Here is an 11,261-nt window from a genome sequence, read left to right on the forward strand (position 1 = left end):
GTTCAGATGCGGGCGAGGGTGTCGCGGATGGCGAGCCACCGGGTTTCGGCGGCCTGCTGGTGTCCGGTGAGGGCCGTCCAGTGGCCCGCGAGTTCGGCGGTGGGGCGTTCGGCGGTCACGTGGGTCATGCGGGCCAGCAAGGCTCGGTAGCCGCGGCGGTACCAGCCGTCGATGAGGGCAGCGGCGAGGTGGGGTAGGTCGGCGCTGTCGGCGACGGGGCGGCCGTGCCGCGGGGAAGCGATCTCGAGCATGACGCTGCGAGTGCGGGTAGTCAGTCCTCGATCGGCAAACCGCGCATTGACCAGCACCGGTGTGGCGGGGCTACCTTCGTCGAGCAACGCAACGACGGTGTCGAACACGTCCTGGTGCACAGCACTGAGGAACATCACACTGCCGGCGGGAAGCACCGTGGTGGTGGTGCCGGCGTCGCGGTCGGCGCGCGACCCGATCAACGCTTCGACGACGTGGCGGGCTCGGGTCGGTGGTGCCCACAACAGTGCGGTGAGCATGTCCAGCTCCAGGGCGAGGGTGTTGTCGACCTCGGCGGTGTCGTCCCCGATGGTGCCGGTGAGGGTGAGGTCGTCTGCGGCGGTGACGGTTTCCAGTTCGGGCAGCGGTTCGATCGCGGTGGCCGGCGGCTGCGGCACATCGCAGGGTGTGACCTCGGGTTTGTCGGCCATGACGATCACCTGCTGTCTCCTCGTGCGTGTCGGTGGTTTAGGCGACGTCGCTGCGGACGCCGGTGAGGTCTTCGTACGCCCACTGTTCGCATTGGGCGGCCAGTTCGGCGAGGTCGGCGCCGTAGCGGGGGTCACCTTCGGCGTAGGCCCGTTCAGACTTGGCCCAATAGGCCACGGCACGCTGCGCGTAGTCAATGGAAGGCATGAGTCTCGGCCCCTTTCCCAGTCACGCGGCCGTAGAAACTGGTGGAAGGTCATTGTTTGGGTGGTCGTTATTCATGGTCTTGGCCTTTCTGGTTGGTGGTCATGGTTGGCGGGCGAGGAGGTACTCGGCGTTGTCGCGTTTGGAGATTGTGGCCCAGTTGGTCGTGGTGTTGATGTGCAATCCGAGTTGGGTGGCTACGACGGCGGCTGGTAGCTCGCTGGTCAGGGTGGCTAGGGCGTGGTTGCGGTGGGCTTTGGTGATGCCTATCGCGGCGAGCTTGCGGTGCAGGGTGGTCGGATGCATGGGGTGGTGGGGCCGGGCGCCGGGGAATAGGTAGTGGCCGGATCGGTCTGGTGTTGTTGTGCGGGCGTCGTTTTCGGTTGCTGCGGCGAGTTGGTGCAGCAGCGCGGCGACGGGTATGGGTAGGCCGATGGGGTGTGTGGCCAGGCGTAGCTGGGTGGTCGTCGCGGTGATGGTGATGTCCGCGGTGGTGAGTTGGTGGATTCTGCTGATGTAGGCGCCGTAGAGCAGGACCAGCAGACCGGCGACTCGGGTGGCGAGGTCGGAGGTCGGGGAGCCGTTGACCAGTGACGTGATGAGGCGTGTGTGATCGTCGGCGGCGGCGATATCGGCGCTATGACCGGTAGGTGGTGTTCCGATGATGATGTCGGTGACGATGTCTCGGCGTTTAAGCCAGGCGATGAACGCGGCGAGTCTGCGGGTGCGGTCGCGGTTGCCGGCAGTCCATGCCTCGGTGATGGGTTGGGTGAGATTGCTGATCGCGATGCCGAGATCGCCGAGGTGTGCCAGGAATCGGATAGCGGTCCTGATCTGTTCGCGTGCTGCTGCGTCGGCGTAGGTGGTGAATGTGTGGCCGCGGTGTGCGCGGCGGCGTGCTGCTCGTAGGACTGACCAGTGGCCGTAGGCCACGATCAGTGTTCGGTGGTGGTGGGGGAGTGTGTCGGCGGTTTCGGTCAGCCAGGTGCCGAGTCGTTCGATGTGTTCGTCTCGGTGTGTGAGGATGCCGGTCTCGACGAGGAGGGCGCGCAGGAAGTGACGGCCCTGACTGGGCGGGAGCGCGTCCACATCGGCGTGGGTGAGCTCGGTGTGTTGTGCGCGGTTGCCCAGCTGGGTCAGCCACGTGCGAGTGTGTGGTCGCATCAGCCACCGCATGGTGGAGGCCGGATCACCTCGTTCGCTCAGTAGTTGAGGTAGCCGCGTGAGGTCTGGATGATCGGTGGCGAGTAGATCGGTGACCAGTCGGGTGATCGAACAGGGCAGGCAGGTTGCGGTGAAGTGGTGTGGCCCAGCGGTTCCGCAGTGTCGGCACAGATAGTCTCGTGTCCCGGCACACGGCCCGCAGATTCGTTCGTTGTCCAGTTGTGCGGTGAGGACTTTGGTGTGGCCGCATCGGGCGCAGGGGGCGGGGTTGCGGAGTTCCCGTTTGTAGCAGGGCAGGCAGACTGGGCCCACGGGCCAGTGGGTGTGCACCGGGCGTTGCAGGGTGCACACTCCGCAGGTGTGCAAGGGCGCAACGAAACAGCTCTTACACAGGTTGTCGATGCCGTCTTGGGATCGGGCTGCGACGGGCCGGCGCTCACCGCATTGCCCGCAGATGCGGTGAGGTGGGGTGTAACAGCGTTGGCATAGTGGTCCGCGGTCGGTGGTCTTCTTGGCATGATCGAGTCGGCCGCAGGACACGCACAGGTGTTTGGGCCGAGCGCAGTTGCTGCACAGCGCTGAACCGGCGGGGGTGCGCTTCGATGGGTAACGCAGGCGGCCACACTGGGCGCAGTCTTCGAATCGGCGGGGGTCGCGGCGGTAGCAGGATCGGCATAGCCCGCCATCATCGGTGCGGGTGACCCGTGCGGCGCGTCGACCGCACTTATCGCAGTTGTGCTGCGGTGCAGGGGCGCTCATTCTGGAGTCTCGGTGGGTCGGGTGATGGTGGTGCGTCGTCGGGGTGCCGTTGCTCGGATAGCACGCCGCCCGGCCGCCGCGGCCTTGGTGGCTGTGGCGGTTTCGGTGATGGCAGGTTCGATGAGGTCGTTGGGGGTGCAGTCGAGGATGTCGCACAGCGCGATCAGGGTGTCCATGCTCATCCGCTGGGGGTGGCCGGTCACCAGGCGGTAGACCTGTTCACGGGAAAGTGTGATGCCACGTTCGGCGAGGTGCGGTTGCAGATCGGTGGTCGCGAACATGCCCTGGGCAGCCATCTTCGCGCGCAGATGCCAGTGGTAGTCCAGGTGTTTCATGACTAATCTCCCTGCAGAGCCGAACCGTAGCGGGCGGCGACCGCACGGGTCAGTAGCCGATTGCGGTACTCGTTGGACACCCCGATGTAGACCGCGGTGGTCGCGGAGAACGAGTGACCGACCTGCTCTTGGATGAACCGCTCGGGGTAGTCGAACTCCACCAGGTGGGTGACGTAGGAATGGCGCAGGCAGTGCAGCTGCAGTAGCGGGTCCAGGCCTGCGGCATCGCGCGTCTTGGCGAACACCGCGCCGGTCGCGCGGGTGCTGATCCGGGTGCCCCGTTCAGTCAGCCACAAACCAGGTGCCCGTCCGTTGCCCAGCTGGGGCCGGACTTCGTCGATGTAGTGTTCCAAAACTTCTGTGATCCAACCCATCTCCGGCACGGTGAGCACACTGCGCCGTTTACTCGGCCCGCCACGACTGGCTTTGCCGTGGCGCACGGTGACCGATCCGAATCGGCCGAACTGTGGGAGTTTCGGGTTGGAGCGCAGGTCTACCAGATCGCAGAGAGCGGCTTCACGGCGTCGCAGGCCATAGGCGTAACAGAACTTGAGCAGGGCCGCGTCACGCATCGCCGAGAGCACACCCTTGCGGTGCAGAGCGTGGATCCGGTCGACCCGGGCATCAGCGGTGTCGAACAGCGTCTGCACCTCGTCATAGGTCAACGGTCGCCGGCCCGGATCGCCCTCGTACTCGCCGACATGGACAATCGAGTTGTCGTCGTGGAAGACCTCCTGCGGCACGGTTCCGAACAGTTCAGAACACTCCTGCACCCACCCGTTTCGTGGATCGCGCAGGTACTCGCCGAACATCTTCAACTCAACCTCGTAGCTCCGTAACGTCGACAGCCGCAGCGGTTTCGGCCCGGACCGCAATGCGCTGATCCACGCCTCGCCCTCAGCTGGGGTCCACTGCCACGGATACAGATTGGTGAACTCTGCAAACCTCCGGACCAGCCGGGTCCTATTGCCGATCGTCGACTCACGCAGAAACCTCGCTCGCTGCTGGCGTTCCCAGCCTGTCAGCATCGCGTCGAACACCGCCGGTTTCGGATCGAGATGGACCACCCCATGCGACGACCACACCCGGCCGGCGCCACCGTTGTCAGCACCCATAGACAATGTTGTATCAGATGCAACATTGATGCACCGAGTCTGCCACGCTGGCCAACATTGGGACAACGGAGGTCGCCGCACCATCCTTGCCCCCTCACCAGCCACAACAGTCATGGTCACATCGCCCTTATGATGCAACTGACGACAACGATGCTTCTTTGCCGAGCGCTTTGATGTGGTCAGGGCGGAAACCTGACCAGTGCTCACTGCCGGCAACCACGACCGGCGCTTGCAGGTAGCCCAGGCTCATCACGTAGTCGCGGGCGGCGTCGTCGGTGCTGATGTCGACCACCTGGTAGTCGAGGCCCTGCTTGTCGAGGGCTTTGTAGGTGGCGTGGCACTGCACGCACGCGGGCTTGGTGTAGACGGTGATCGTGGTGGTCTCGCTCATGGTGGGGGATCCCTTCTCTGGTGTCGTCGCGTGGGGTGTACTCTCGTCATCGATTGTACCTCTTATTACGTTGTAGCGCAACGGATTTGCGCACTTCAGAGCATGTTCTGAGGGTGTCTGGTGGTGGTGCTTTTCCTGATATTCGCCGTCACCTAATCGGAGCGGCTACGCCGCGCTGTGACGCCCTTCGGGCGCAGTTGGGCGCCATGAGAATTCGGCAATGCAGGCAAATCCCGGGGTGACGTTTTGTGTCGGCTATTCACTGAGCGCCGTTGGCACGGTGCCCGTTTCGGCTGTGGTGTGGGATCGGGGAGGGAAGAGGGCTGCATCTGGGGGGTCTGCCGCTCTTCCCTCCCAACCCCTGAGGGGTGGCAGGTCAGGCGGTGGTTGTTTCGGGGGTGTCGCTCGGCGTGCGGTGGCCTTGGATCTCGGCGTAGGGCACGGTGTGGCGGATCAGGCGGCCGCCGAAGGGTGCTGGCGTGTGCACGCTGACGGTCTTCTTGTTCACGCGGAGCACGGGCACCCAGCCGTGATGGCGGAGTTTGACCAGGTCGCCGGCGGTGATGGTGTCGGGGCTGTAGTCGCCGGCCTGTCCGTCGGCGATCTGGGCGGCGCGGATGGTGTGCCAGTAGGTGATCTGATCGGCACGCTCGGCCATGCGGGCGATGATGCGTTCACGGTGGTCGCCGGTCGCGGCCGTGGTGGTCTCGACGTGTTTGACGCCTCGGCTGTCGGTGAACAGGGTTCGGGTGTGTCCGTCGAGGGCGCGTTGATCGGCGCGCTGCTCAGCTTCGAGTTTGCCGATCCGGTTTGCGACGGTCACCGGGTTGTAGCGGTGCTCGGTGGTGTGCGCTGCGGCTGCGGCTTTGTTCGTGGCGTGGGTGCTGGCCTGCTCGGCGGCCACAGCTTTGCCGAGTGCGGTGTGAGCGCGGTCGATCGCGCGACGGTGCCGACGCTCGCTGTGATGTCCCACTTTCACCGGCTCGCCTCCTGGGGGGAGCGCGGCGGCGGCCTGCTGTTCGGCGGTCCATGCGGCTTCGGCGTCGGCGGCGCGACGCTGCGCCTTGTTCTCGAGGGCGGCGACGCGGGCGGCTTGTCGGGCGGCGCGGTCGGCTTCGGCCTGGGCCGGGTCGCGGTGGGCGCGGTCGATGTCGAGGGTGACGGTGTGGCCGGCGTTCTCGAGGGCGCGGGCTGCGCGGAGGATCTTCGGTTCGTTGGGTTGGCGGTCGCGGCTGGATGCGATGCCCATCATGGCGAGGCTGCGGAACCAGCGAAAACCGTTCGCGCGCAGTATCTCGTAGGTGCCGTCTCCTCGGATCATGCCGTCGGCGAGGGTGCCGTCGGCGGCCGTGTGGCTGATGGTGATTGCGGTCATGGGTGTGCCCTTTCAGGTTCGGGTGTGGGGTGGTTACTGGGTGTGGTTGGGGCGGTGGCGGTCGATGTCGGGCCAGCGGCCGGGTAGTAGTCCCTCGGTGATGTCGCCGGGTTGGCTGGCGAGAGTCGCGGCGGTGGCGAAGATGGCCCAGAGTTGCGGGCCGGGGTGGCGGTGCTCGGCGATTTCGTGGGCGATGACGGCCTGCTGCCAGCTCATCCAGGCGTTGGGGGAACCGTGCAGGTCCGGGGTGAGGTAGGGGTTGCTGACGGCGGCGGCTCGACGTGCGGCGGCGCATGCTGCGGGGTAGGTCGCGATGATGGTGCGTTCGCGGCGTGGGTGGTGCTGGGTGAGGGTGTTGAGGGTCCAGGCGAGTAGGTCGACGTCGAGCAGCATTCGGTGGCCGTAGCGGCGGCGGGTGTCGGCGGCGAGGTTCGCGGCGGTCCAGAGGATGCCGGCGCGGGTAGCGGCGTAGTCGGCGGGTACGGCGGCCGGGCTGTAGGCGCCGGTGCTGGTGGTCAAGGTTGCGGTCATCGTGGGTGTTCCGTTTCTGGTGTGGTGATCGGTTGCGGCTCGGGGCTTTCGGGTGCCGGCCGAGCCGCAACCGACGTGGTGGGGTGTTCAGATGGGGAAGTCGTGGACTTTCACCTGTCGGGGTGCCTCGAGGTCGGCGATCTCGGGCAGGGTGGCGGTGCGGTGTCCGGCGGCGGTGCGGCCGGTGAGGGTGAAACCGTGCACGCCGGGGGTGACGGGGGCGAGGTACCAGCTGGTGCCGGTGGGCATGCCGGGGAACGCGGGCACGTATTCGGTGCGGCTGACGCCGGTGTTCGGGTTGGTGGTGGTCACTTCGGTTGCCCAGGTGACCGAGACGAGCGCGAACAGCGGTGCGTCGTGGTCGGTGGCTGCTTCGGCGTTGCCGGTGGTGAGTGGTTCGACGGCGGTTCCGGCGGCGGGGTGGCCGGGGAAGGAGTCGACGCGGCCGATGATGCGGGCGGTGGTGCCGTCGCTGAGGGTCACGGCGATGGTGGTTAGGGCTGCTCGGCTGGTGGTCATCGTTGATGCTCCTTCGGGTTCGGGTGGTCAGTGGGTGTGGAAGTCGCGGCGGGCGGCGGCGCGGTCCTGGCGGTTGGCCTGGCGCTTGGCGGCGCGAATGGTGTGGGGGTTCTGGTGTGCGCGCGATGCGCGGGTGAACACGTCGCGCTGGGTGCCGTTGCGGGTCTGGCGGGCCATCGGGGTTCCCTTCTGCGGGCGGCTGGTTTGTTTGACACCTGCCATCTCGTTGCCGGCGGGAGGCCGGTGCAAGGGTGTTCACAGCGACAAAAGTTGCCCGGGCCGCAGGCCTGGAACCCGTAGGGCGGGAAAGTTTTTCGCGGCCCTTGTCGCCGCGCCGACCAGAGGTAAGAGACTGGGAGGGGGCAACAAACCCCCGTCGTGTGCGGCGCACGCCGCACACAGATCGAGTCCGGCCGCCAGGCCGGTCGATGTGGCAGTGCCGGGCGATGAGCTCGGCCAACAGGGCTGTTCGGCGTAGCCGATCCGCTGCGCCGGCCGCTACCGTGACGGGTATGTCTGCTGTGGAACGTGCTCTGGTGGAGCTGTGGGTGCCGTTGCCCTCTGAGGTGCAGGCGGTTGTCGAGGGTCGGCCCCGCGACCTCGCCCCGGCGGTGGACCTCTGGTGGCGTGACGCGATGCCGCCGGGGGTGGAGGCTCAGATCCTCTGACCTGAGCCTCCCGTCACCGGTTAGGCGAAGTCCTCGGGGGTGGGGAAGTGGCCACCAAACAGCTCGTCGACCGTGCCGGCGTCGGGGATCACGTCGCGCAGCTTGCCGGGGGTGACGCCTGCGCGTAGTGCGTTGTCGAGCAGCTGCGCGAGGCTCGGCAGCCCTCCGGTGGTCTCGGTGATGTGGTCGAAGATGATTCCGGTCATGGCGCCGTTGCCGCTGAGGTAGTGGCAGGTGGCGGCCAAAGTGAGCACGTTCGCCCGGTCGCGGCCGCGCAGGGGCCGGGACAGTTCGGTGAACACTGCGGCAGCGGTGCGCGGGTTATAGGCGGCGGTACGCAGCAACGCATCCCGGTAGACGAGGTGCTTTCGAATCATGACGGCGACCTGGGCAGACAGTTCGCTCGGGACCTCGGTGGGCCAGTGCACCATTGCCGAAACGATGGCTTTGGCCGCGAGCTCGGGGTGCAGCTCGATTCCGAGTGCGACACAGGCTTTCGACCGCGCGTGGGATCGGTTCATCCCCTTCCTGGCATTCCCGCCAGAACTGCGCAAAGTGACGGCGCAGCCGTCAGTCCCACTGCTGCACAGCCAAACAGCCAGCAAGACGGCTCGACGCAACCACACCGGACGTAACCCCGCAGTCGGGGATCTCAATGCGCGAATGCAAACTGACATGCGGAGCGCGGCGAGGCTGCCGGTGCGCTGGTGTAGCGACTCAGCTGGCGGCCGCTGCTATCCCAGCATGAACACGATGACCACGTGCAGCAATTCAAGGTCATCGGCCGCGTACCGCGCGGCAGCTTTGGCGCGCTGGGGAGCGTGATATGTCTTGCGTCGTCACGGCGCTGTCGATGATCGTGGGGCACTTGTCCTTGGCTTCATCGACAGGCGGTGTTGTCGTGCGACCATTGGTAATGGCTGCACTCGTCTAGCCATGCTCTTAGCCGACCCTGGATACGATCTCAGCCGAACTGGATACGACGAGTTTGCCCTAGTCCCAGAAACTTTGACGCGGTCTAGACATCACCTTCCCTTGGCAACGATCAACTCGTCCAGACATGCCTGGCATCCTGTCCAGCAGGAACCCTTCGTGCCATCAGCTCGGCACTCACCCGGAATGGGAAGACACGGCACTCGCAATCTCTCTCCAGGTCTATGGGCCGATGCGGCGTCAGTCTGTCCGCGTGAAGTTGGTGAAGAAGTCATCGATTGTTGATACGTCGGCATACCGTCGGAAATGAGCGACGTCGACCTTGACGAAGACACCGCTAGAGGTGAAATACGTTTGAGCATCTAACGATCCAGCGGCCGCGATGTGCAGTAGACGATCCGACTCGTGGTCAATCCAGGCAGTGAGGCGCATGGGAGTGTGGAGAGGGACCGGCCGGCGATATTCGACGGTCAGAGTGCGGGTCACCGCGGGGGTCCGCGCGATCCACAGGGTGAAACCCATGATGTCGTCGCAGGCGGCCGAGATCGCGCCACCGTGTGCCAACCCTGGCGCGCCGACGTGTTTCTCGTCGAAGGTGTGATCGGCGTACACCCGCTCGCCGCTCCGGTAGACCTCAAGTTGAAGTCCGTGGGGGTTGTCGCTTCCGCAGCCCATGCACTGGGACGAGTGCGCCGGCAGTCTTGCTTCGGAGGTCATCTCTGATCGTTGTCCTTGTCTGAGCCCGCTACCTACGCAGCAGGGTGTGGGATCGATGAGGTGTGGGGAACCGGCCCCAAACACGGCTGCCCATGGACACTATAGGTAATACCGCTAGTACCTGATACTGTCCATTACGCACACTCGCATGAGTGGCATAGACCACACGCCTAGGGGGAGGAGATAGCCATCACCAGTAGAGCTGGCGCCAACCACATCCTGGACGGCGCTGCCACTTTTGGTAACACAGTCGGCTTGGCTGGCCAGGCCCTGCGGTGGGTAGCGGTAGACATTGCTACGGGACGGTTTCCGTTTCGCGAAGCCGTATCGCAGACTTGGTTCGTTATTGTCGTGACGACTCTGCCCGCGATTCTGGTAGCTGTGCCATTCGGTGTCATCGTGTCGGTACAAGTGGGAAGCCTCACTCAGCAAGTTGGGGCCACGTCAATTGCTGGCGCCGCTGGGGGCCTCGGGATCATTCAACAGGGAGCGCCCATCGTTACCGCCCTTCTACTCGGGGGCGCGGCCGGATCAGCGATTGCCTCTGATTTGGGCGCTCGAACGATTCGCGAAGAAATTGCCGCCATGGAGACACTCGGACTCAACCCCACCAGGCGCGTCGTAGCACCTCGGTTCGTATCTGTGTTGATCACTGCGCCGATGCTCTGCATGCTGATCGTCTTCACCGGGCTGCTGGCGGGCTACGCCATCAGCGTCGATGTCCAAGGCATCACACCCGGCAGCTATGTCGCATCGTTCGCGTCGTTCGCATCGGTAACCGACATCGTTGTCGCTCTATGCAAATCGCTTGTGTTCGGACTTGTCGTGGTGACGATTGCTTGTCACCGCGGGCTGTCGACGAAGGGCGGCCCTAAAGGCGTCGCAACCTCGGTCAATGCCACCGTAGTGCTGGGTGTCGTCGCGTGCTTCGTGATCAATGTCTTTATCACGCAACTAACAACCATGTTCGTCCCCCAAACCATTGGATGAGAAACGCCTCGTGACCACCGTTCCCTCCCGGAGGTTCTCCGCCGCCACCCGGCCGGTCGGTGCCGTGATCGCGCCCGTTGCACAAGTACCTGAACGTTTGGGGCACGTCGCGACCTTTGTGATCGCCGCGGTCCTCGGCATCCGCCATGTCATCACCACATACCGGCGCCAAACCCTGCTCTACATACAAGAATTCGCCTGGGGTAGAGGTGCAGTCTTGGTCGGTGGTGGAACGGCCATCGTCCTCGCCATCCTCGGCATCGCCGTCGGCGCCTCAATCGGTATCCAGGGTTACGCCTCGCTGGACCTCGTAGGGATGGGTTCACTGACTGGATTCATCTCTTCCTACGCTAACACCCGAGAGCTTGCGCCAATGATCGCTGCGATCGGGTTCGCAGCACAAGCCGGCTGCCGGTTGACAGCTGAGATAGGCTCGATGCGCATTTCCGAGGAGATCGACGCTCTCGAGGCTATGGCGGTACGTCCCATTCCCTTCGTCGTCAGCACTCGCGTAGTGGCGTCGATCACGACCGTGATTCCTTTGTACATCATCGCGCTTATTCTCGGATTCGCGGCCGCTAAGCTCGTCGTCACACAGGTACACGGCCAATCCGGCGGCACTTATGATTTCTATTTCGACCAGTTCCTCAAACCTCAGGACCTTATCTTCTCGCTCATCAAAGTTCTTGTATTTGTCGTTTCCGTAGTGATTATCCATAGCTATCAGGGCTACTTCGCCACAGGCGGAGCTGAGGGGGTAGGCCGGGCGTCCGGCCGAGCGATCCGCACGAGCCTCATCGTCATCGTCGTGGAGGACATGATTCTGACACTTCTGATGTGGGGATTCGATTCCGGCGTACGGATTTCTGGGTAGGGGGGTTC

Annotated in this window: 15 protein-coding genes; 3 read left to right on the plus strand and 12 right to left on the minus strand. The window is 64.6% G+C overall.

Features of this window, described 5'->3' with window-relative positions:
* Positions 1-2 precede the first annotated feature (2 nt).
* The 10 genes from C5O27_RS16090 to C5O27_RS22775 all read right to left on the minus strand — a co-directional run bounded on the left by C5O27_RS16090 (position 3) and on the right by C5O27_RS22775 (position 7,248).
* Positions 3-689 (minus strand): hypothetical protein, encoded by a 687-nt coding sequence (locus C5O27_RS16090; protein WP_055475990.1) that lies wholly within the window; start codon positions 687-689, stop codon positions 3-5.
* A gap of 28 nt (positions 690-717) precedes the next feature.
* Complete coding sequence (locus C5O27_RS22770) at positions 718-885, minus strand: hypothetical protein (RefSeq protein WP_164905325.1); 168 nt, start codon at positions 883-885, stop codon at positions 718-720.
* Positions 886-984: 99 nt separating this feature from the next.
* Positions 985-2,046, minus strand: coding sequence for a hypothetical protein (locus tag C5O27_RS16095; protein ID WP_127963132.1), 1,062 nt, complete (start codon positions 2,044-2,046; stop codon positions 985-987).
* A 755-nt stretch (positions 2,047-2,801) separates the two neighbouring features.
* Positions 2,802-3,140, minus strand: coding sequence for a helix-turn-helix domain-containing protein (locus tag C5O27_RS16100; RefSeq protein WP_127963133.1), 339 nt, complete (start codon positions 3,138-3,140; stop codon positions 2,802-2,804).
* Between the two features lie 2 nt (positions 3,141-3,142).
* A complete protein-coding gene (locus tag C5O27_RS16105; RefSeq protein ID WP_127963134.1) occupies positions 3,143-4,255 on the minus strand; it encodes a tyrosine-type recombinase/integrase in 1,113 nt (370 codons plus the stop codon).
* 127 nt (positions 4,256-4,382) lie between these two features.
* Positions 4,383-4,646 (minus strand): glutaredoxin-like protein NrdH, encoded by a 264-nt coding sequence (gene nrdH, locus C5O27_RS16110; RefSeq protein ID WP_127963135.1) that lies wholly within the window; start codon positions 4,644-4,646, stop codon positions 4,383-4,385.
* A 376-nt stretch (positions 4,647-5,022) separates the two neighbouring features.
* Positions 5,023-6,021 (minus strand): DUF3560 domain-containing protein, encoded by a 999-nt coding sequence (locus C5O27_RS16115; RefSeq protein ID WP_127963136.1) that lies wholly within the window; start codon positions 6,019-6,021, stop codon positions 5,023-5,025.
* 33 nt (positions 6,022-6,054) lie between these two features.
* Positions 6,055-6,552 (minus strand): hypothetical protein, encoded by a 498-nt coding sequence (locus C5O27_RS16120; RefSeq protein ID WP_127963137.1) that lies wholly within the window; start codon positions 6,550-6,552, stop codon positions 6,055-6,057.
* Between the two features lie 87 nt (positions 6,553-6,639).
* The gene (locus tag C5O27_RS16125; RefSeq protein ID WP_127963138.1) at positions 6,640-7,071 is read right to left on the minus strand and encodes a hypothetical protein; all 432 of its coding nucleotides are present in this window, start codon (positions 7,069-7,071) and stop codon (positions 6,640-6,642) included.
* A 27-nt stretch (positions 7,072-7,098) separates the two neighbouring features.
* Positions 7,099-7,248 carry a hypothetical protein gene (locus C5O27_RS22775; protein WP_164905326.1) on the minus strand — a complete coding sequence of 50 codons (150 nt, stop codon included), beginning with the start codon at positions 7,246-7,248 and terminating at the stop codon, positions 7,099-7,101.
* Between the two features lie 335 nt (positions 7,249-7,583).
* Between C5O27_RS22775 and C5O27_RS22780 the strand changes: the two genes are divergently transcribed.
* Complete coding sequence (locus C5O27_RS22780) at positions 7,584-7,739, plus strand: hypothetical protein (RefSeq protein WP_164905327.1); 156 nt, start codon at positions 7,584-7,586, stop codon at positions 7,737-7,739.
* Between the two features lie 20 nt (positions 7,740-7,759).
* Here C5O27_RS22780 and C5O27_RS16130 read toward each other — a convergent pair whose 3' ends face one another.
* Both C5O27_RS16130 and C5O27_RS16140 read right to left on the minus strand, forming a co-directional pair.
* A complete protein-coding gene (locus C5O27_RS16130) occupies positions 7,760-8,215 on the minus strand; it encodes a DUF4192 family protein (protein WP_279636577.1) in 456 nt (151 codons plus the stop codon).
* A 697-nt stretch (positions 8,216-8,912) separates the two neighbouring features.
* Complete coding sequence (locus C5O27_RS16140; protein ID WP_006902447.1) at positions 8,913-9,389, minus strand: PaaI family thioesterase; 477 nt, start codon at positions 9,387-9,389, stop codon at positions 8,913-8,915.
* Positions 9,390-9,644: 255 nt separating this feature from the next.
* Between C5O27_RS16140 and C5O27_RS16145 the strand changes: the two genes are divergently transcribed.
* Both C5O27_RS16145 and C5O27_RS16150 read left to right on the plus strand, forming a co-directional pair.
* Entirely contained in the window at positions 9,645-10,379 is a 735-nt protein-coding gene (locus C5O27_RS16145; protein WP_005194985.1) for an MlaE family ABC transporter permease, read from the plus strand.
* Positions 10,380-10,389: 10 nt separating this feature from the next.
* Positions 10,390-11,253: an ABC transporter permease gene (locus C5O27_RS16150; RefSeq protein WP_006369623.1), complete on the plus strand. Its 864-nt coding sequence runs from the start codon at positions 10,390-10,392 to the stop codon at positions 11,251-11,253.
* The last annotated feature ends 8 nt before the right edge of the window (positions 11,254-11,261 follow it).

It is taken from the genome of Gordonia alkanivorans (genome assembly GCF_004011905.1).
GTDB classification, from domain to species: Bacteria; Actinomycetota; Actinomycetes; order Mycobacteriales; family Mycobacteriaceae; genus Gordonia; species Gordonia alkanivorans.